We start from the raw sequence: 18,977 nt of genomic DNA, 5'->3' as shown, positions 1-18,977 counted from the left end.
GGTCAGTCGGCGCCGTCGAGCAGCGTCCGGCGGAGGGTGGAGCCGGGCGCGGTCGCGGTGCTGGTGAGCGGCGCGGTGAAGATCTCGGGGTCGTGGTAGACGGGCTGGCCGTTGGGACGGCGCGTGTAGGCGACGATGCCGTAGTCGATGCCGTCGCCGCGGTCGAAGGCCGTCCAGACGATGGCCTCCTGCTCGCCGTCGCGCAGCGCCCGGTTCGACACGGGACGTCCGTTCAGCACGGCGCCGGGCCCCATGGCGATGATCATGGGGACGGCGATGACCCAGCGGCTCGCGCGGATCCTCCGGGCCTGGGCGGCGGCACGCCGTTCGAAGGCGTCGGCGGTGTCGTCGTCGCGCAGGTACTCGTAGTCGGACAGCGTGAGGTGGCGCTCCCCGACCAGGCCGCAGATCGCCGGGCACTGGCGCGCGGTGATGTTGCGTTCGAGGCGCGCGACCACGTCGAGCAGCAGGTCGAGCGTCGCCTCGTTCATCGTCGGGCCTTCCGTGCGCCGTCGGGATCGTCCCTGGTGATCCTGCCGCGTGACGCCGACCCCGGCCAGTTTCACCACGGCACTCGGTGCCGTGTCGGAAGGGGCGTCCGACCTGGGCCGGGGCGGCCGTTCCCCGTCGGCGCGCCCGGGTTCAGGTGGTGGCGACGCCCCAGGAGACGGTCTCCAGGTCGCCCAGATCGTCCACGGCCACGCGGTCGTCGCGGGCCAGGATCCGGATCATGGACGCGGCCTCGTCGCGCGTGACGTGGCGGCCCCGTGAGTGGTGGTGAGCGGGCTCGGGCGTCTCCAGCCAGAGCCTCGGCTCGCCGGGCCCCTCCCACATCATCTGGACGACGTCGCCGTGCCGTCCGGTGAAGACCAGGTGGTTGCCGTCGGTGGGGGTGAGCGCGTCCAGCCGGCGCAGGCACTCGTCCAGGGAGGCCGGGCGGTCCTCGTCGTCGTGACGGCGGCGTTCGCGGTCGTTCTCCCGCACCATCAGCATGTGCTCGGGCGGCGGCGCCGTCTCCAGCGCGGCGGGGTCGAAGGCGGCGCCGCCGAACAGCGGACCGAAGACGTCCCAGGCCGCGACCCGCGGGATGTCCACATCCACGAGCTCGGCTTGCCCCGGAACATCGAGTGTGCCGCGCAGGCGATCCCACTCACGCTCCAGACGCAGGTCATGCCCGCGCGTGTCCTTCAGCGACACCTGGACGCCGTCCGGCAGGACGGGCAGGTACTGCTCGATCACCATCTGCGCGCGCATGAGCCCGGGCTTCGAGCTCCTGCGGCTGTTGCCGCTGCGCCGGAACGGGCCGCCCTTACCGCCGTCCAGGCGCAGGACATCGGCTCTCGGCGACGGCTCGCGCGTCCAGTCGGAATGCCCGATGCTCAGGTTCCTGCCGAGGATCCCGGGCCAGAAGACCTCGTACTCCTCACCGTCGACGACCTCCGAGCGATGCACCGGAATGACCTGCATCCCGCGGTCCTCCAAGGGCCCGTCCCTGAAGAAGGACGTGTGCCCCGGCCCGAGCAGCGCGGCCCGGTCCAGCGGAAACCCGGGGACCTCGATCGGACGCAGCCGGACGATCGACCCGAGGTCGGCGTCGACGAGGTCGTCCACGGCGTCCAGCAGCGCGGCGAGGACATCGTCCCGGAACCCCTTGTTCGCATGGACGACCAGGACCCGGTCTCCGCGGATCAGGTAGACGAAGACCCCGACGAATCCTCTCTCCACGAGCACGTCGTGGCGTCCGATCCGCTCGGGCATCGCCGGGTCGAGACGGTCTTTCCGGATCAGGTCAACAAGGAGCGCACGGTCGGACATGCGAGACAACCTAGCTCTTTCCGAAAGCCCCTGAGGTGTCAGTCCGCACCCTGACCGTCCGTGGTCAGCCCGGGGCCGTCGTTCTTCACGGCGAAGCCGTTCGGGAGGAAGCGGTAGGTCCGGGCGGCGTTGATGTCGAGTTTCTCGCGGACGGCCCGGTCGAGGTCGACGCCGGTCATCTGGGCGAGGCAGGCCAGGTAGATCAGCACGTCGGCGAGTTCGTGGCCCAGGTCGTCGGAGCCCTTGCGGTAGGCGTCGCACACCTCGGCGACCTCGCCGTACAGCAGGTTGATCTCCAGGTGGACGTTGTCGGTGCTGAGGCCCTTGTCGAGCTTGTTGCGCCAGGCGGCCTGCTGAACCTCGCTGATGTGCATCCGGACTCCCCTCGGGGGCGCTGTGCGGGTCGGCGGACGGGCACTCCATGCGTGCGGAGCGTTGCGTAGGGCAATGAGACCGATGATGCACCGCCCGGTGTGCCAGAGAGGAGCGCATCCGATGCGCATCATCGCAGCGGTCCTGCTCGGGCTCACGGTCCTGCTCGGTCTGGTGGACGTTCCGGCTCACGCGTCCGCCTATCCCTGCTCCTACTTCGACCGGTTCTCGGGGCAATGGCGGCCTTCGGGCTGTTCTCCCTGGCAGGCGCGAGGTCACCCGGCGCGCGAGTCGGGTTTCGTGGGGGTGCGGGGCTCGGGGCCGCATGAGTGAGTAGCGTTGCCGTGGTGGTGCCGCTGGTCTTCGTTCCGCCGGGAGGCTGCATTGCACGAATCCTTGTCAGGCGACCTGGCCGGGCAGTTCACGGACGGGGTGTCGCACGGGTGGTGGGGCGCCTGGGTGGCGTGCCACGCGCTCGTCCGGAACGCGCGGGGCGAGGTGCTGCTGCTGCAGAGGTCCGGCACCGGATACCGGGACGGGTGGTGGCATCCGCCCGCGGGCAAGCTCGCTCCCGGGGAGGACGTCGCCTCGTGCGTGGTGCGGGAGCTGGCCGAGGAGACGGGGCTTCGCGCGGATCCGGAGAAGGTGGTGTCGGCCCACGTGATGCATCGCAGCAACGACCGGCCGCCGGGGCCGTTCGGCGCCCTGCTCGACTTCTACTTCTGGTGCGACGCCGAGGGCGTGCCGGAGGTGAAGGAGCCGGACCGGTGCTCGGGGCTGATGTGGGCGTTGCCGTCACGGCTGCCGGACCGGACGATCCCGCATGTCGTGCGGGTCTTCGAAGAGCTGCGCGACGGCGCGGCGTTCAGTCGTTTCGGATGGGAGTGAGCGCGTCGTGGCGCGGATGAGATTGGGGACGCGGCCGTCCGCGCTCGCCATGACACAGGCTCGGACGATCGCGCGGGAGCTGGAGCGGCTGGACGGCACGCGGGTCGAGATCGTGCCGATCACCACCAGCGGCGACCGGCATCAGGGGATCGGTGACCTGGTCGCGCTCGGCGGCAAGGGCGCGTTCGCGAAGGAGATCGACCGCGCCCTGATGGACGGGGAGATCGACGCGGCCGTCCACTGCGCCAAGGACCTTCCGGGTGACGTGCCCCGTCCGGCGGGGTCGGTCCTAGGGGCCTGCCTGGAGCGGGAGGAGGCCGGCGACATCGCGGTGTTCGGCGCGGACGTCGACGTGCGGCGGCTGGCCGAGCTGCCGCCGGGAGCCCGTGTGGGGACGTCGGCGGTGCGGCGGCACGCGCAGCTCGTCCAGCGGTATCCGCGGCTCAGGATCGAGCCCGTGCGCGGCAACGTGGACACCCGGCTCGCGAAGCTCGACCGCGGCGAGTACGCGGCGATCGTGGTGGCGCGGGTCGGGCTGCGGCGGCTCGGGATCGAGCGCCGGCACGAGCGGCTGGACATCGTCCCGGCCGTCGGCGCCGGGGTGCTGGTCGTGGAGTGCCGCGCGGAGGACGCCGCGACGGTCGAGGTGGCGCGGTCGCTCGACCACGCGCCGACCCGGTGGCGCCTGACCGCCGAGCGGACGTTGCTGTCGGTGTTGCGCGGCCACTGCCACACGCCCATCGCCGGGCACGCCCGCTTGTCCGGGGACGACCTGGAGCTGCGGGCCGCCGTGTTCTCCCCCGACGGCCGCCGCGTGATCTCCGCGTCCCAGGTCGCTCCCGCCTCCCAGGCGGAGCAGCTCGGCGAGGCGGTGGGCCGGGAGCTACTCGCCGAGGGCGCGCGGGAGCTCATCGCCGAGGCGTGACCCGGGGCCGGGTCGCGGGGTTCAGCGGCGGCGGAGGCCCTCGGCCCTCAGATCCCGACATAGGCCTCCTGTTGGCAAGGTGGGCGATGCCTCGTCCACCTTGCCAACAAGGGTCGGCGGCTCCCCCGCTACCGGACGAGGTCGCCCGCGGTCGTCCAGTCCGCGGCCATGGCGTGCTGTGCGGCGGAGAGGGTGACCCGGCCGGCGCAGACGGCCTTGAAGAGCTTGAGCTCGACGGCGTCCTTGGGGTTGGGCGAGGCGCCCAGCTCGGGCCACAGGTTCAGCGGGTCCCGCGGCGCGCCGCCGAGGCTGAGCGGGATGAAGTGGTCCTCCTCGTAGGACGACGGGCTGGTGTCGCTGTAGCCGTACTCGCGGATCTGCTGTTTCTTCAGCGCGTCGGTGTACGACGCGGGTGGACGGATCCTCTTGGTGTAGCCCGCGACGCAGATCGTCCGGTGGATGTTGGCCTGCGTGACGTCCGGGTTGAGCGCGCCGGGCGTGCAGCTCGCGTCGGGCCTGGTCGTGGCGGGGTCGGAGCTGGACGCGTGGCAGGACCCGAGCGACAGGCCCCGCGTCCCCGCCCGGACGGGATCGGCCGCGGCAGGTTCGGTCCGGGCGGGACCGGCCGCGGCGGGTTCGGCCCGGGCGGGACCGGTCCCGGACGCGGCGGTCAGGAGGGTCGCGGCGCCGAGCGCGGCGGCCAGGACCCTGGTGGTGTGGTCGTGAAGCACGTCGGCTCCCCGGTGATCGAGCCGCCGACCTTCCCGCGACGACTGAAACGATCAGGAGCCTCCCCGCGGGCGGGTCACCGGAAGCTGTGCGACACGTGAAGACGCGCCAGGTCAGAAGTCGGCGAGGTGCCCGCTGTGGGTCGTTCCCCAGCGCATTCCACCCGACAGCGGCTCCAGGTAGCGGGCCGAGGTGACCTTCACGGTGAAGGGCGCGTACGGGCGCTCCTCGAAAGGCCGGCCGAGCACCTCGTCGATCTCCTCGTCGTCCAGCCGCTCGATGGAACGACCGTCCGGGACGTTGACCGGCCGTCCGAGTCGGTAGGAGGCGATCATGGCGTCGGTGCGCCGACGGAACTCCCTCGTCTTCGGCTTGAGCATCACATAGTGCCGGCCGTCGTCGATTCCCTGCCCGCCGTACGGGTCGAGTTCGTCCTTGTAGACGTCGGACGCCTTGACCCGGGGTTCCTGCGGTTCCCTGCTTCCCTCCTTGAGGAGATGGCCGCCCGCGTCGACCCAGACCCTCTTGCCGAAGAAGAGCTCATCGAGGGTTCTCATCTCGGCGGCGGCCGATGCCTCCGAGGCGAGGCGGACCCCTTCGTCTCGATCGAAGGGAGCCTCTTCGAACGACAATCCCTCCCGCATCAACCACCAGGCTTCCATCATCAGCTGGACAGGGAATTCCCTCTGCTTCGGGAAAGACCACGCGTCCGGGTTGTACAGATGCACGCGTCCGGTCAGGGTCCGGTCGTCGCATTCGTCGAAGGAAACGGTGTACAGATCGGTCATGCGGCCAGACCATAGTGATCAAGTCCGACAGCCGCCGAGGTCCTGCCGGTCGGCCACGGCGGGCGCCGGTCAGCGGCCGACCACGAATCGCTGGTTGTAGTCCCAGGTGCAGGAGTACTGGATGATGCGCGCGCCGGCGTACGCGGACTTCCTGTTCACGTCCATGCACTTGTAGCCGCCGAACGTGCGGATCACTTTCCGTCCGGCGCCGGTCGGTATCAGCCGGAACCGCTGGTTGGGCTCGCCCGTGCAGGTGTACTGGACGATGCGCGCGCCGTTGAACGGAGACGCCCTCCTGACGTCCATGCACTTGTTGGCGAAGGTGCGGATCTCCCATTGCCCGCCCCCGACCGGGATGATGTGGAACCGCTGGTTGTACTCCCAGGTGCAGCGGTACTGGACGATGTGGACGTCGTTGTCCGCCGACTTCCCCTCCACGTCCATGCACATGTCGGCGAACGTGCGGATGACCCCGCTGATCGGGTGCTCGCCATCGGCGTGCGCGGCGGGAGATCCGAGCGTGGCCGGGGCGGCCGCGAGGACGGCGGCGGCCGGCAGGCCGGTCGCGAACCAGGCGATCGGACGTTTCATACCCACTCCCTCATGTTGAGATCGTCGCAGCAATCCTCCCCAAACAGGCACTCTTTGTAACTTATTCGCTACACACAGCCACCTTCGACAGCCCTTGCCAGGGCGGACGACCGGGCTCCCGGCGAGTGCGGGGCGGCGGGAGCCCGAGCGGTATCTTCGGGGCGGCCGCGCCGCGGCCCCGTGTTCAGCCCCCGAGCGAAAGGCGCCGACATGCCCGAGAACGACACTCCGGACGCCGTGGTCTCGGTGCCCGTCGGCCGGGTGGCCGGCGGCCGCGCGGAGGTCCGCGACGACGACTGGGGCGGCGAGACCGCGATCGTCCGCCTGGACGCCGGGCGGTACGGCCCGGAGGCCGTGGCGGGCCTGGACGCCTTCTCCCATCTGGAGGTCGTCTACCACTTCGACCGCGTCCCGGCCGACACGATCCGGACCGGTGCGCGGCACCCGCGCGGCAACGCCGACTGGCCGCTGGTCGGCATCTTCGCGCAGCGCGGCAAGAACCGCCCCAACCGGCTCGGCGTCTCCCGCTGCCGCCTCGTCAAGGTGGACGGCCTCGACCTGCACGTCCAGGGCCTGGACGCCGTCGACGGAACACCCGTCCTCGACATCAAGCCGTACATGGCCGAGTTCGGCCCCCAGGGCGAGACCTCGCAGCCGGACTGGGCCACCGAGCTCATGCGCGACCACTACTGACGGTCCGCCGGAGCGGCCCTTCGGACTATCGTGACGATCATGGAATTTCGACGGGTCGGGACCAGCGGGCTCCGCGTCAGCGAGATCGTCTTCGGCAACTGGCTCACCATGGACGGGCAGATCGACCAGGACGCGCAGGTCGCCTGTATCCGCGCCGCGCTGGACGCCGGGATCACCACCTTCGACACGGCCGACGTCTACTCGGGCGGGCTCGCCGAGGAGGTCCTCGGACGCGCCCTGCGCGAGGTGCGGCGGTCGTCGGTGGAGATCGCCACGAAGGTCTGCCTGCCGGTCGGGGAGGGCGCGAACGACCGCGGCCTGTCCCGCAAGCACGTCCTGGAGAGCTGCCACGCGTCCCTGCGGCGGCTCGGCACCGACTACGTCGACCTCTACCAGGCGCACCGCTTCGACGCGGAGACCCCGCTCGAGGAGACCATGCGGGCGTTCGCCGACCTGGTGCGCCAGGGCAAGGTCCTCTACGTGGGCGTGTCGGAGTGGACGGCCGAGCAGATCGCCCGGGGGCACGCCCTCGCGGCCGAGCTGGGCGTCCCGCTCATCTCCAACCAGCCGCAGTACTCGATGCTCTGGCGCGTCATCGAGGCCGAGGTCGTCCCGGCGTCGGAGCGGGCCGGGATGGGCCAGCTCGTCTTCTCCCCCGTCGCCCAGGGCGTCCTGACCGGCAAGTACGCGCCGGGCGGCCGGGCTCCCGAGGGGTCGCGGGCGACCGACGACCGCGGTTCCCGCTTCGTCGGCCGGTACATGTCGGACGCCGTCCTCGAGCGGGTCGCCCTTCTGCGGCCCCTCGCGGACGAGGCGGGCCTGACGATGGCGCAGCTCGCGGTCGCCTGGACGCTCCAGAACCCGAACGTGGCGGGCGCCGTCATGGGCGCGTCCCGTCCCGAGCAGGTCGCCGAGAACGCCGCCGCCGCGGGCGTCCGCCTCCCGGACGACCTGCTGAAGCGCATCGACGAAACGCTCGGCGACCTCGTCGAGCGCGACCCCGCCAAGACCGCCGACCCCTTCAACGTCATGCCCGCCTGGCGCCGCTGACCCGCCTCCGGCACGCCGCCACCGTCGCGTCTCACGCGTCGACGGTGGCGGCGGAGCGCTGGAGCTGCCGCCGGGAGGTGACGCCGAGCTTGACGAAGATCTTCCGCAGGTGCCATTCGACGGTGCGGGGGCTGATGTACAGCCGGTTCCCGATCTCGGCGTTGGTCAGTCCCTGCCGGACGAGCCGGACGATCTGGTGCTCCTGGGCGGTGAGCTCGCCGGTGGGTCCGATGGGGCGCCTGCGGAGGTCCTCCCCGGTGGCCAGCAGCTCGCGGGCGGCGCGCGAGGCGAAGGCGGTCATCCCCATGGCGGTGAACGCCTCGTGGGCGATCCGCAGCTGTTCCCGGGCGGGACCGCGGCGGCGGTGGCGACGCAGCCATTCGCCGTAGAGGAGGTGGGCGCGGGCGAGTTCGCCTCGGACGCGCGTCCGTCCGAGTCGTTCGACCGCTTCGCGGTAGTGCTGCTCGGCGAGCGCGTCCGTGCTGGTCAGGGCGAGGGAGCGGGCGTGGACGCCCAGAGCCCAGTCGGTGCCCGCCGCCTGGGCCAGGTCGCCGAAGCGGCGGACCGCGGCGGTGGCCTCGCGAGGCGCGCCGCTGCGGACGGCGGCCTCGACGAACTCGGGCAGCGACCACGTGTCGACGGCCGTGTCGCTCTGGGCGGCCGGCATGGCCGCGAACACGTCCTGGTACCGGCCGAGCCCGTTCCCGAGGACGGCCTGAGCCCACCGGGTCAGGGTCGCGCCGACACCGTCGTGTGAGCTCGCCGGAACGGACCTGGCCGGCTTCGCCGCGTCGGCTTCGCGGCCCTGCCACGCGGCCAGCATCAGCGCTCCGTGGGACGGCCACGGGGTCTTCATAGCCTCGGACACCGTCTCGATCCGCGCGGCCAGCGCGGCCGCCTCCGCGAGTTCGCCCGCGAAGACCTTCACGACGACGCGCGAGGTCAGCGCGATGGGGAGGTCGACGCCCCGGCCGGTGTCCAGGGCGAGGCGGAGGTGCCGGAAGGCGAGGTCGTCCCAGGTCTCGTAGTCGCCGAGGGTCGCGGCGGTCAGGCCCGCCAGCCAGGCCCAGCGAAGGGCGCCCTCGTCCGTGGCGTCGGTGTCGCGGAAGGCTCGCACGGCGGCCTTCAGGTCCTCGGCTCCCACATGGAGCCCTTCGGCGAGGCTCAGTGCCATCGCGTCCAGAAGCCGGTCGGACGGACGCGGCGAACCGGGTGCGGACGGGGCCGAGAGCGCCGCTTCGGCGGCCTCGGGCCTGCCTCCGCCGGAGAGCATCGCCGCGCCCATCGCCTCCAGGTAGGTGTCGCGAGCGAGTGGCACGTCGTGCGGCTCGAGGCGGCGGGCGGCGTCGAGCAGCAGCGGGACGGCGTCGGCGTCACGTCTGGTGGTGAAGGCGATCCGCGCGCGGAGCTGTTCGATCCGGCCGTGGCGGCTCCGGTCGACCGGGCCCGCCTCGGCGATGGACAGCAGCCGGAGCGCGGCGCGGGCTCCTCCGGCCTGGTGGGCGGCGTGCGCGGCGGTCAGCGCGCGGTCCCGGCGCCGGACGGGGTCGGGGGTCAGCTCGACGGCCCGGTTCAGGAAGGCCGCCACCGCCGCCGCGCCTCCGCGGGCCCGGGCTCGTCCGGCGCGGCGTTCGAGCTCTGCCGCGATGTCCTCGGCGGGGTCGGAGGCGGCCTGCGCCGCGTGCCAGGCCCGGCGGTCGGGGTCGGTCTCGGCGTCGGTGACCTCGGCCAGGACGGCGTGGGCCCGGCGCCGCTCGTCCGGGGACGCCGTCCAGTAGGCGGCCGAGCGGACCAGCGGGTGCCGGAACCGCAGTCGTTCGCCGATGTGGAGCAGTCCGGCGGACACGGCCGGGGTCGCCGCCTCGATGCCGATGCCGAGCCGGTCGGCCGCGCGCCACAGCAGCACCGGGTCCCCGGCGGGTTCGGCGGCGGCCACGACCAGCAGCTGCCGCGTCGGAGGCGCGAGGCGGGCCACCCGCCGGCGGTGGATGTCCTGGATCGGGCCACTGGACGCGCGTGCCCCGGGCGGGCCGAATCCCCCGGCGAACTCGGCCGAGGACGCCTCGGCGGACATCTCCCGCAGCGCGAGGGGGTTGCCTCGCGTCTCGTCGACGATCCGCGCGAGCACCTGGTCGTCCCAGGGGCCCGGCACGGCGGCGCGCAGCAGCGCCCGCGCGTCCGGGTCGGGCAGCCCGGTGACGGCCATCTCGGGCAGTCCGGTCAGCGCCGCCGCCGGATCGGACCCCGCCGGATCGGATCCCGCCGATTCGGGCGACGCGTCCGCGGACGCCTCCGGTGACGGATCGGGCACGCGGGTCGCGAAGACGATCGCCACGGGCTCGGGCAGCAGCCGGCGGGCGGTGAACGTCAGCACCCGCAGCGACGCCTCGTCCAGCCACTGGGCGTCGTCCACGACCCACAGCAGGGGACGGTTCCGCGACGCCTCCGACACCAGCCCGAGGACGGCCAGGCCGAGCAGGAAGCAGTCCGGCGCGGGCCCGGCCCGCAGGCCGAACGCGGTCTGCAACGCCTCGCGCTGCGGCGCGGGGATGCGGGGAAGGTGGTCGGTCATCGGGTGGCACAGCTGGTGCAGTCCGGCGAACGCCAGCTTCGACTCCGACTGGACGCCCACGACGCGCGAAACGCCGAAACCGCGGGCGCGGCCGACCAGGTGGTTCAGCAGCGCCGTCTTGCCCGAGCCGGGTTCGCCGCGCAGCACCAGCGTGCGGCTTTCACCGCCGCGAACCGCTCTGAGCAGCCCGTCCAGGCGTTCGCGTTCGTCCTGTCGTCCGTGCAGCATCCGGCGGGGGTCGCCGGCCTCACCGTCTTCCTTCCGTGACTCCGCCGTGAACGGCGTGCGGGCGGCGGCCGGATCGTCCGCCGCCGCCTGTCGTCCCAGGTTCTCCATGAGGCCGTACCTCCGCGATCGTCCATCAAGAGCAATCCCGTTCGAACGGGGGCGTACGACCTCTTCGACCGGACAGCTCCCAGGCCCGTGACAACTCCCCCGGGACCGAGCTCAGGCTCACACCCACGTCACCGGCGTCGCGGACCTCCGGCGACGACGGCCAGGGACCGCCCCCGTGGCCGACCCGGGTCCGCCCAGGCCCGGTTCCGTCAAGAGTTGTCGTTGCCGGGCCCAAAGGCCGAGCAGCGACGGGAGACCACAGTGACCACCCACGATCGACCGCGGCCGCGGACATGAGGGAGACCGAGCCGCACTGGACCGACCAGCCGCACTGGACCGACCAGCCGCACTGGACCGACGAGGCGCACTGGGCCGACGAGGCGGCGTGCCGCTCTCTCGACCCCGAACTGTTCTTCCCGGTGGGCGGCGAGGCCGCCTACGCGGAACGGATCGGCCCGGTCCGCATGATCTGCGCCTCCTGTCCCGTCGCCCGCGCCTGCCTGGAATGGGCCCTGACCGTGGGCGAGCCGCACGGCATCTGGGGCGGTACCACTCCGGAGGAGCGCCGCCTCATGCGGGCGGCGCGGAAGACCGCCGCCTCGTCCGGGGCGGCCCGTCCGATGGGCCGCTCGTCCGGTCGCCCGTCCGGGGCCTCGTCCCGGCGGGCGGCCGAGACGCCCGACGCCGCATGACCGTCCGTCCGCAGGGACGAGAAGAGAAGAGGAGACCCGTGAGGGATCAGGTGGACGTGGTGGTGGTCGGGCTCGGACCCGGCGGCGAGTACGCCGCCGGCGAGCTGGCCGCGGCGGGACTGGACGTGGTCGGGGTCGAGGCCGGGCTCGTCGGGGGCGAATGCCCGTACTGGGGCTGCGTCCCCAGCAAGACGATGATCCGCGCCGGGAACGCGCTCGCCGAGGCGGGCCGCGTCCCCGTCCTGGCCGGTGAGGCGAAGGTGGTCCCGGACTGGACGCCGGTCGCCGACCGCGTCCGGGACGAGGCCACCGGCGACTGGGACGACCGGGCCGCCGCCGACCGGCTGACGGCGAAGGGCGTCCGGCTGTTCCGTGGGACGGGGCGGCTGACGGGCCCGCGCCAGGTGGAGGTGGGCGGCCGGACGTTCCGGGCGCGGCGCGGCGTCGTCCTGGCGACCGGGTCGAGTCCGCGCGTCCCGCCGGTGCCGGGCCTGGCGGCGACGCCGTACTGGACCAACCGGGACGCCATCGAGACCCGGGACGTCCCCGGCTCGATGGCCGTGCTCGGCGGCGGCGCGATCGGCGTGGAACTCGCCCAGGTGTTCGCCCGCTTCGGATGCGCGGTGACCGTCCTCGAGGGCCAGGACCATCTGCTCGCGCAGGAGGAGCCGCAGGCCGGGGAGCTGGCGGCCAAGGCGCTGCGGGCCGACGGCGTCACCGTGCGCAGCGGCACCCGGGCCCGGCGGATCGACCACGACGGCACGTCCTTCGAGGTCCGCCTCCAGGGCGTCCCGGAGCCGGTCCGGGCCGAGCGGCTGCTGGTCGCGACCGGCAGGCGGTCGGACCTGGCGGCCCTGGGCGTGGACGCCGCGGGACTCGATCCCGAGGCGCCGTCCGTCCCCACCGACGGGCAGATGCGTGCGGGCGACGGCCTGTGGGCGGTCGGCGACGTCACCGGGGCGGGCGCGTTCACGCACGTCGCGATGTACCAGGCGCGGATCGCCGTCCGGGACGTCCTCGGCAGGCCCGGACCGGACGCCGACTACCGGGCGCTCCCCCGCGTCACCTTCACCGACCCCGAGATCGCGGCCGTCGGGATGACCGAGGCGCAGGCCCGCGCCCGGGGGCTGCGGGTGCGCACCGCGCTCGTGCCGATCGCCGCGTCCACGCGCGGCCGGATCCACGGCCCCGGCAACGGGGGCTTCATCAAGCTCGTCGAGGACGCGGGCCGGGGCGTCCTGGTCGGCGCGACCTCGGCGGGGCCGATGGGCGGCGAGGTGCTGTACGGGCTGAACGTCGCCGTGCACACCGAGACGCCCGTCGAACGGCTCCGCCACATGATCTACACCTACCCGACGTTCCACCGGGCGGTGGAGGCCGCGCTGGACGCCCTCCGCTGACCACACGACACACACCGCACGACACACAAAGAGAAGGAAGAGCCGATGCACAAGCACGTTCTCGAGGCGGCGGCGCAGGAATTCGCCGACGCCACGTCGAAGCCGCCGTTCGTGTACGAGCTGGGCGTGGAGGGGGCCCGCAGGCTCCTGGACGGCGTCCAGTCCAACCCCGTGCCGATGCCCGAGATCGAGGAGAAGTGGATCACCGTCCCGGCCGAGGCCGGCGACGTCCGGGTCCGCGTCGTCCGGCCGGCCGGGACGGCGGAGCAGGTCCTGCCCGTCGTGCTGTACGTGCACGGCGGCGGCTGGGTCCTCGGAGGCGTCCAGACGCACGACCGGCTCGTCCGCGAGCTGGCGGTCGGCGCGCACGCCGCCGTCGCGTTCGTCGACTACACCCGCTCCCCCGAGGCCCGCTACCCGGTGGCGATCGAGCAGGCGTACGCCGCCGCCAAGTTCATCAAGGCCAACGGCGCGAAGGGCAACCTGGACGCGTCCCGGATGGCGGTCGCGGGCGACTCGGTCGGCGGGAACATGGCGGCCGCGCTCACCCTCATGGCCAAGCAGCGCGGTGACGTGTCGTTCGTGCACCAGTCGCTGTACTACCCCGTGACCGACGCGGCGCAGGACACCGACAGCTACCGCGAGTTCGCCGAGGGCCCGCACCTGCGGGCCCAGTCGATGGCCTGGTTCTGGGACGCCTACACCACCGACCCGAAGGAGCGCGCCGAGATCACCGCCTCGCCGCTGCGCGCCACCCTCGACGACCTGAGGGGGCTGCCGCCCGCGCTGCTGATCGTGGACGAGAACGACGTCCTGCGCGACGAGGGCGAGGCGTACGGCCGCCGCCTCACCCAGGCCGGGGTGCCGACCACCAGTGTCCGCTTCAACGGGACGATCCACGACTTCATGATGCTCAACCCCGTCCGCGAGACCCGCGCGTCCCGCGCCGCGACCGCCCTCGCGATCGCCGCCCTGAAGATCGCCCTGCAGCCCCGAAAGGACATCTGATGACCCACGAGAACCCCGTCGTCGTCCTGGTCCACGGAGCGTTCGCCGAGTCGGCGAGCTGGAACCGCGTCATCCGGCGCCTGAACGACCACGGCACCACCGCCGTCGCCGTGGCGAACCCGCTCCGCAACCTGACCGGGGACGCCGCCTACCTGCGCGACGTCATCAGCGGCATCGGCCGGCCGGTCGTGCTCGTCGGGCACTCCTACGCGGGCATGGTCATCACCCAGGCGTCGGCGGGGAACCCGGCCGTCCGGTCGCTGGTGTACGTCGCGGCGTTCGCCCCCGAGCCCGGGGAGAGCGCGTTCCAGCTGTCCGGCCGGTTCGAGGGCAGCACCCTGGCGGACGCCCTGGTCGCCTACCCGGTCGCGTCCGGCGGCAACGAGTTCCGGATCGCCGACGAGAAGTTCCACCGCCAGTTCTGCGCGGACCTGGACGACGACGAGGCCGCGCTGATGGCCGCGACGCAGCGTCCGGTGACCGAGCGGGCCCTGACGGACGGGCTCGGCGTGAGCGAACCGGGCTGGCGCGCCAAGCCGTCCTGGTGGGTGTTCGGCGCGGAGGACCGGAACATCCCGGCCGAGGCGGTGCGGTTCATGGCGAAGCGCGCGTCCTCGCTCGGCACGCGCGAGGTCGCCGGGGCGTCCCACGCGGTCGCCGCGTCCCGTCCGGACGCCGTCGTCTCCACCATCCTCGACGCCGTCGCCCACCACCGGGACTGACCGTCCAGGAGAACCGTCCGCCCGGCGGCGACGAAGCCGCTGGGCGGACTCGGTGGGGCGGAGCCGGAGGCCTCAGGTGGGGCGGAGCCGGAGGCCTCACTCGTCAACGATCATCGTCCGGCGTCGAGACACGGCCGAGGCGGGCGCGTATCCGGGTGAGGCGTTCGGCCGCGTGGGCGGCGATCACGGGATCGATGGCGTCGGCATGGTCGCGGAGTCGCGTCTCGGCCTCGGTGAGGTCCTGGTCGACCAGGCGGAACACGTCGGAGCAGCCCTGGGCGTGGCTGTGCTCGATGGCGAACCGGTGCCGGGCGGCGAGGGTGCGGGCCAGTTCGCTGTTGTCCTGGTCGAGCATGGCGCGGACCTCGGTGGCGCCGATGAGGAACGCCGCGGGCCAGACCAGCGTGGCCAGGTCGTGGGGGTGGAGTGGCGCTGGCATCAGCGCCAGCCCGGTGGTGACGATGGCCGCCATCGCGGCACCTGCCGCCCAGCGGGACCAGCGCCGCAGGTCGGGCCAGTAGAAGACCGCGAGCGGGCCGAGGAACAGCATGCAGTGCAGGAACGGCGTCCGGGTCAGTCCTCCGGTCGTCAGGTTGGTCATCAGGAGGGTGGAGACGACGGCGTCCGCGGCCCCGAACACCAGGGCGCCGCAGACCACGCGGCCGTGCGCGGCGGCGCCGTCCTCGGTGACCGTCACGTACGCCCAGCGGGCCGTCAACAGGCCGAACGCGGCGAGTGCGAGCGTCACGGGCAAGGGCAGGGCCTCGAAGGAGGGGAGCGCGTGCCCGAGACTGCCCAGCGCGCCGAGCGCGATGATGAGCGGACCGACGTCGTACGGGCCGGTCATCGGGTCGGCGGCGGCGGGAAGCCGCACCAGGCGGTTGCCGATGGTGAGCCGCTGCTCCTGGCTCCAGGGAGCGCGGCGGCGGACGGTCACGGGCACCCGTCCGCGCAGCCGCATCTCCGCGAGGACCTGCCCGAGAAGGCGGACCTGGCCCCGCGCGAGCAGCAGCGTCGCGTCCTCCCCCGCGATGTGGAGGTCCACGTCCTTGGCGAGATCCGGGCTGGTGGCGTTGTGCAGGGTCTGCCAGTTGAGCAGGGCGGTGCCGAGGAACTCCGCATGGTCGCCCACGCTGTCGGCCAGTTCCCGCCGCCATGCGGCCAGCGGCGACCTCGGCACCGGACCGGTCCCCGCCAGCAGCGGCCACACGCCGGTCGCCGCGTCCACGACGGTGTCCCGGCCGAACGCCACGCTGCTCTGCCCGGCCAGCCGCGCCCGGCTGGCGGCAGCCTCCCGTTCGGCGTCGGCCACGCGCAGCCGCTGCCGCACCTGCCTGGCCACGTAGCGGCGGATCACCATGCCGCCCAGCAGACCTGCCGCAGGCCAAAGGAACGGCGCGATCGCGGGCCCCTCGCCCACCCACGTCAGTGCGGCCGTGGCGCTCGCCCCGACCAGCGCCACCACGAGCAGCGCGCGTCTGCCGTCGCGCAACGCGGTCTCGAACGCCAGCGGGCTGGCCAGCAGCGACGGGGCGTCGGCCGATCCGCCGACCAGGACGCACCACAAGGCCACATCCGCGCAGTCCAAGGGCAGCCGCACGGCCAGGGGCATCCTGCGGCGGCCGAGGACGTAGGCGAGCAGCAGGTCGTACAGGCCGAAGAGCAGGACCGCGGTGAGGGCCTGGACGAGCGAGAGCCGGCCGCCGGCGAACGCGATCGCGCCCGCCATGGCCCGGCTGGCGATCCGGAGGTTCACGAAGAACCGGACGGTGGCGATCTCCACGGCCGCCCAGGAGGTACGGATCGTCACGGCCGTTGCTTGACCCGCGTGGCCCAGGTGAGGAACCGCTCGATCTGCCGCCGCGACGGAAGGTCCTGTTCGCGATCCGGTGGCAGCCCGTCGGTGTTGACGGTGGCGAGGCGCGCGACCTGGCTGAACTCGGCCCTGATCCGGTCCCAGACCCGTGCGCGCCGGTTCTCCCGGCTCGTCAACCGCTGGGGCAGGTTCTCCGCCAGCGCGTAGTTCACGGCCGCGTTCACGTGGGTGAGGCGCGAGATTCCCAGCCGCTCCTCGTCAGCCGTCCGCCCCTCGGGCTCGGGCAGGACGGCGCTGGGGCGCAGCACCGCCGCCAGCATGCTCCGTTCGTCCAGCAGTTCACGGCGGTCATAGAAGTGGTCGGCTTCGGCCTCACGCATCCGGCGCCGTACCGCCTCGTCATAGGCGTGCCCGGTCATCACCACCACGCAGGGACGGTCCCGTCCGCAGCGGCGGCGGATCTCCTCCACCACGGCCACGCCCGGAAAGTGATCGTCGGACCGCGAGTCGTCCGCGGCGTCGACCAAGGCGACATCGACCTGCAGCCAACGGTCCCCCAGAGCGAGCGCCGCGTCGTGGTCGACCACCGCGACGACCTCGATCCCCTCGCATTCGCCGAGAAAGGAGGCGATGCCTCGGCGGGCGAACGGATCGTCGTCAACCACGGCCACTCCGGCCATCGCCACCTCCAGCGTGATGATAGATCCGCCGTGCGCGATCCGGCCGCGCAAATCGCGCACCTTCCGGTGCTACGTTCCGATCGCCCGAGCTCTCAGGGATCGGGTGACGCCCCTTCGGCGGATCCCCTTGCGACGTGGAAGACGAAGGAGCCTGATGTCCAACCGGTTCGCGCCGCTGTCGGCCGACGACCCAGCGGCCGTCGCGGGCTATCCGTTGTTCGCCCGACTCGGCGCGGGCGGCATGGGACGGGTCTATCTGTCGATCTCCCCGGGCGGGCAGCCACTCGCGATCAAGGTCGTCCGGCGGGAGTACGCCGACGACGAGCAGTTCCGCAAGCGGTTCCAGCAAGAGGTGCAGGCCGCACAGCGTGTGCACAGCGCCTACACGGCGCCCTTGGTGGAAGCCGCGCCCGACGATCCGGTCCCCTGGCTGGCCACCGTCTACGTCCCAGGGCCCTCACTGCACACCGCGGTGGAGGAGGCGGGGCCGCTGCCGGAGAAGGCGGTCTGGAGGCTGGTCGCGGGGATCGCCGAGGCACTGGTCGGCATCCACGCCGCCGGTGTCGTCCACCGCGACCTGAAACCCTCCAACGTGCTGCTCGCGGCGGACCGGCCCCGCGTCATTGACTTCGGCATCGCACGGGCCGCCGACGCCACCTCGCTGACCCGCACCGGCATCCAGGTGGGCACACCGGCGTTCATGACGCCCGAGCAGATCAGGGCGGGCGCGGTCGGCCCGGCCACCGACGTCTTCGCACTGGGCCAGCTCGCGGTGTTCGCGGCGACCGGACGGTCGGCCTTCGGCGAAGGCACCACTGAGGCGCTGTTCTTCCGCATCCTCAACGAACCGCCGGACCTGGACGGGTGCCCGCCGGAGCTGGCCGAACTGGCCACCCGCTGCCTGGCCAAGGACCCGGCCGCACGCCCCACCCCCGAAGACATCGTCGCGCTGGCGCGGCCCCACACCGACGCCGCCGAAACGAGCCCCTGGCTACCGCCCGCGACGGCCGCACTGACCGCCGACTACGAACCGCCACACATGGACCCCGGCGCGCGACTCCAGACCCTGGTCCCACTACCTCGACGCCGTGCGCCGCTCGTCGCGGGGGCCGCCGCGGTCGTGGCGTTCTTCCTGCTCGCCGTCGTGGTCGCCTTCCAAACCGGCGCCGTAGGGAAGGCAGCACGGCAGGGGCCGACCTCCTCGCCGGGGCCCTACCAGCCGTCCAGCGCCGCCAGCGCCGCCGCACCCAGCCCGACACCGCTCGGCTACGCCGAAGAGTTCAGGAACGCCGCGTTCACGATGCCGGGCGGAGACTGCACAAGCTTCGTCCACATCACCGTGTCCTTCGACCGGAAAGGCCCGAGCGTAGGGGTCGGCGGCTGGATGCACAGCGATTTCAACTTCGACTGCTCCAGCTCCCGACCCGACCCACGAGTGACCTTCGGCGCCAACGACGGCAACGCCGCCCTCGCCGGCACCGCCACCGACGGCCCGGGCTGCATGGCCGCCGTGCGCAGCGCGCCGATCCAACCCCTGGTGCCGTTCGCGAACCTGCACAAGGGCATGCGGTTCTGTGCGCTCTACCCCGCCGACAACCACGTCGTCCTCCTCAAACTCACAAGCAAGAACGACTCCACCAACGCGCTCAGCTGGTCCGCCACCGCCTGGCACACACCCCCAGGCCCCTGACCGTTCTTCAAGGGGGTCAAGGGGCCATGGCTCCAAACCCTGCCGCCCCGGCCGGGACGTAGCGGGTCACAGGCCGGTTCTCCACCACGGAGAACCGGCCCCGTCCCCTGGATCCTCGCAACCACCCCCACCAGAGCCGACCGATCAGCCAGGAGGCCGGGCCCCAAAGCAGCCAGGTCATGACCACCATCCCAGGGCTCTTCGCCGCCT

At 72.8% G+C, this 18,977-nt stretch carries 19 protein-coding genes; 10 read left to right on the top strand and 9 right to left on the bottom strand.

The features are described from left to right. Nucleotides 1–2: 2 nt before the first annotated feature. The 3 genes from AB0L06_RS18795 to AB0L06_RS18785 all read right to left on the bottom strand — a co-directional run bounded on the left by AB0L06_RS18795 (nt 3) and on the right by AB0L06_RS18785 (nt 2,189). On the bottom strand, nt 3–491 hold the full coding sequence (locus AB0L06_RS18795) for a hypothetical protein (RefSeq protein ID WP_500232290.1): 489 nt from the start codon (nt 489–491) through the stop codon (nt 3–5). A gap of 151 nt (nt 492–642) precedes the next feature. Continuing rightward, complete coding sequence (locus AB0L06_RS18790; RefSeq protein ID WP_500232289.1) at nt 643–1,815, bottom strand: hypothetical protein; 1,173 nt, start codon at nt 1,813–1,815, stop codon at nt 643–645. 38 nt (nt 1,816–1,853) lie between these two features. Continuing rightward, on the bottom strand, nt 1,854–2,189 hold the full coding sequence (locus AB0L06_RS18785; RefSeq protein ID WP_500232288.1) for a MazG nucleotide pyrophosphohydrolase domain-containing protein: 336 nt from the start codon (nt 2,187–2,189) through the stop codon (nt 1,854–1,856). A 121-nt stretch (nt 2,190–2,310) separates the two neighbouring features. On the opposite strand from AB0L06_RS18785, the gene AB0L06_RS18780 reads away from it, so the two are divergent. The 3 genes from AB0L06_RS18780 to hemC are packed head-to-tail and all read left to right on the top strand — an operon-like array spanning nt 2,311 to nt 4,000. After that, nucleotides 2,311–2,520, top strand: a complete 210-nt coding sequence (locus AB0L06_RS18780; protein WP_500232287.1) for a hypothetical protein — start codon at nt 2,311–2,313, stop codon at nt 2,518–2,520. A 51-nt stretch (nt 2,521–2,571) separates the two neighbouring features. Further along, entirely contained in the window at nt 2,572–3,075 is a 504-nt protein-coding gene (locus AB0L06_RS18775) for an NUDIX domain-containing protein (protein ID WP_500232286.1), read from the top strand. A gap of 16 nt (nt 3,076–3,091) precedes the next feature. Then, the gene (gene hemC, locus AB0L06_RS18770; protein ID WP_500232285.1) at nt 3,092–4,000 is read left to right on the top strand and encodes a hydroxymethylbilane synthase; all 909 of its coding nucleotides are present in this window, start codon (nt 3,092–3,094) and stop codon (nt 3,998–4,000) included. 128 nt (nt 4,001–4,128) lie between these two features. Here the strand turns inward: hemC and AB0L06_RS18765 are convergent, their stop codons facing one another. The 3 genes from AB0L06_RS18765 to AB0L06_RS18755 form a co-directional block, all read right to left on the bottom strand. Then, a complete protein-coding gene (locus AB0L06_RS18765) occupies nt 4,129–4,731 on the bottom strand; it encodes a hypothetical protein (protein ID WP_500232284.1) in 603 nt (200 codons plus the stop codon). A 111-nt stretch (nt 4,732–4,842) separates the two neighbouring features. Then, nucleotides 4,843–5,517, bottom strand: coding sequence for a hypothetical protein (locus AB0L06_RS18760; protein ID WP_500232283.1), 675 nt, complete (start codon nt 5,515–5,517; stop codon nt 4,843–4,845). Nucleotides 5,518–5,586: 69 nt separating this feature from the next. Beyond that, nucleotides 5,587–6,108: an RICIN domain-containing protein gene (locus tag AB0L06_RS18755; protein WP_500232282.1), complete on the bottom strand. Its 522-nt coding sequence runs from the start codon at nt 6,106–6,108 to the stop codon at nt 5,587–5,589. Between the two features lie 210 nt (nt 6,109–6,318). Between AB0L06_RS18755 and AB0L06_RS18750 the strand changes: the two genes are divergently transcribed. Both AB0L06_RS18750 and AB0L06_RS18745 read left to right on the top strand, forming a co-directional pair. Continuing rightward, nucleotides 6,319–6,801 (top strand): SAM-dependent methyltransferase, encoded by a 483-nt coding sequence (locus tag AB0L06_RS18750; protein WP_500232281.1) that lies wholly within the window; start codon nt 6,319–6,321, stop codon nt 6,799–6,801. A 39-nt stretch (nt 6,802–6,840) separates the two neighbouring features. Beyond that, entirely contained in the window at nt 6,841–7,851 is a 1,011-nt protein-coding gene (locus tag AB0L06_RS18745) for an aldo/keto reductase family protein (RefSeq protein WP_500232280.1), read from the top strand. A gap of 31 nt (nt 7,852–7,882) precedes the next feature. On the opposite strand, the gene AB0L06_RS18740 is transcribed toward AB0L06_RS18745, so the two are convergent. Next, nucleotides 7,883–10,759, bottom strand: coding sequence for an AAA family ATPase (locus AB0L06_RS18740; RefSeq protein WP_500232279.1), 2,877 nt, complete (start codon nt 10,757–10,759; stop codon nt 7,883–7,885). A 293-nt stretch (nt 10,760–11,052) separates the two neighbouring features. Here AB0L06_RS18740 and AB0L06_RS18735 point away from each other — a divergent pair, with 293 nt between their 5' ends. The 4 genes from AB0L06_RS18735 to AB0L06_RS18720 are packed head-to-tail and all read left to right on the top strand — an operon-like array spanning nt 11,053 to nt 14,581. Then, a complete protein-coding gene (locus AB0L06_RS18735; protein WP_500232278.1) occupies nt 11,053–11,451 on the top strand; it encodes a WhiB family transcriptional regulator in 399 nt (132 codons plus the stop codon). A gap of 38 nt (nt 11,452–11,489) precedes the next feature. After that, the gene (locus tag AB0L06_RS18730; protein ID WP_500232277.1) at nt 11,490–12,851 is read left to right on the top strand and encodes a dihydrolipoyl dehydrogenase family protein; all 1,362 of its coding nucleotides are present in this window, start codon (nt 11,490–11,492) and stop codon (nt 12,849–12,851) included. Between the two features lie 45 nt (nt 12,852–12,896). After that, on the top strand, nt 12,897–13,859 hold the full coding sequence (locus tag AB0L06_RS18725) for an alpha/beta hydrolase (protein WP_500232276.1): 963 nt from the start codon (nt 12,897–12,899) through the stop codon (nt 13,857–13,859). Then, nucleotides 13,859–14,581, top strand: a complete 723-nt coding sequence (locus tag AB0L06_RS18720) for an alpha/beta fold hydrolase (protein WP_500232275.1) — start codon at nt 13,859–13,861, stop codon at nt 14,579–14,581. Before AB0L06_RS18725 ends, AB0L06_RS18720 begins: the two co-directional genes overlap by 1 nt. 103 nt (nt 14,582–14,684) lie before the next feature. On the opposite strand, the gene AB0L06_RS18715 is transcribed toward AB0L06_RS18720, so the two are convergent. Both AB0L06_RS18715 and AB0L06_RS18710 read right to left on the bottom strand, forming a co-directional pair. Then, the gene (locus AB0L06_RS18715; protein ID WP_500232274.1) at nt 14,685–16,391 is read right to left on the bottom strand and encodes a hypothetical protein; all 1,707 of its coding nucleotides are present in this window, start codon (nt 16,389–16,391) and stop codon (nt 14,685–14,687) included. Beyond that, nucleotides 16,388–17,137, bottom strand: coding sequence for a response regulator transcription factor (locus AB0L06_RS18710; protein ID WP_500232273.1), 750 nt, complete (start codon nt 17,135–17,137; stop codon nt 16,388–16,390). The genes AB0L06_RS18715 and AB0L06_RS18710 overlap by 4 nt, the downstream gene beginning before the upstream one ends. 94 nt (nt 17,138–17,231) lie before the next feature. Between AB0L06_RS18710 and AB0L06_RS18705 the strand changes: the two genes are divergently transcribed. Next, nucleotides 17,232–18,767: a serine/threonine-protein kinase gene (locus AB0L06_RS18705; RefSeq protein ID WP_500232272.1), complete on the top strand. Its 1,536-nt coding sequence runs from the start codon at nt 17,232–17,234 to the stop codon at nt 18,765–18,767. The last annotated feature ends 210 nt before the right edge of the window (nt 18,768–18,977 follow it).

This window comes from Spirillospora sp. NPDC052269 (genome assembly GCF_040679435.1).
Taxonomy (GTDB): Bacteria; Actinomycetota; Actinomycetes; order Streptosporangiales; family Streptosporangiaceae; genus Spirillospora.
The sequence above is the reverse complement of the archived record's forward strand: the minus strand, read 5'-3'. Positions and strand labels throughout refer to the sequence as shown.

What these genes read in the sequence shown, in the direction of transcription:
- AB0L06_RS18795 (WP_500232290.1), bottom strand. Translation starts at nt 491, where the DNA reads ATGAACGAGGCGACGCTCGACCTGCTGCTCGACGTGGTCGCGCGCCTC.
- AB0L06_RS18790 (WP_500232289.1), bottom strand. Translation starts at nt 1,815, where the DNA reads ATGTCCGACCGTGCGCTCCTTGTTGACCTGATCCGGAAAGACCGTCTC.
- AB0L06_RS18785 (WP_500232288.1), bottom strand. Translation starts at nt 2,189, where the DNA reads ATGCACATCAGCGAGGTTCAGCAGGCCGCCTGGCGCAACAAGCTCGAC.
- AB0L06_RS18780 (WP_500232287.1), top strand. Translation starts at nt 2,311, where the DNA reads ATGCGCATCATCGCAGCGGTCCTGCTCGGGCTCACGGTCCTGCTCGGT.
- hemC (WP_500232285.1), top strand. Translation starts at nt 3,092, where the DNA reads ATGAGATTGGGGACGCGGCCGTCCGCGCTCGCCATGACACAGGCTCGG.
- AB0L06_RS18760 (WP_500232283.1), bottom strand. Translation starts at nt 5,517, where the DNA reads ATGACCGATCTGTACACCGTTTCCTTCGACGAATGCGACGACCGGACC.
- AB0L06_RS18755 (WP_500232282.1), bottom strand. Translation starts at nt 6,108, where the DNA reads ATGAAACGTCCGATCGCCTGGTTCGCGACCGGCCTGCCGGCCGCCGCC.
- AB0L06_RS18750 (WP_500232281.1), top strand. Translation starts at nt 6,319, where the DNA reads ATGCCCGAGAACGACACTCCGGACGCCGTGGTCTCGGTGCCCGTCGGC.
- AB0L06_RS18745 (WP_500232280.1), top strand. Translation starts at nt 6,841, where the DNA reads ATGGAATTTCGACGGGTCGGGACCAGCGGGCTCCGCGTCAGCGAGATC.
- AB0L06_RS18740 (WP_500232279.1), bottom strand. Translation starts at nt 10,759, where the DNA reads ATGGAGAACCTGGGACGACAGGCGGCGGCGGACGATCCGGCCGCCGCC.
- AB0L06_RS18735 (WP_500232278.1), top strand. Translation starts at nt 11,053, where the DNA reads ATGAGGGAGACCGAGCCGCACTGGACCGACCAGCCGCACTGGACCGAC.
- AB0L06_RS18725 (WP_500232276.1), top strand. Translation starts at nt 12,897, where the DNA reads ATGCACAAGCACGTTCTCGAGGCGGCGGCGCAGGAATTCGCCGACGCC.
- AB0L06_RS18720 (WP_500232275.1), top strand. Translation starts at nt 13,859, where the DNA reads ATGACCCACGAGAACCCCGTCGTCGTCCTGGTCCACGGAGCGTTCGCC.
- AB0L06_RS18705 (WP_500232272.1), top strand. Translation starts at nt 17,232, where the DNA reads ATGTCCAACCGGTTCGCGCCGCTGTCGGCCGACGACCCAGCGGCCGTC.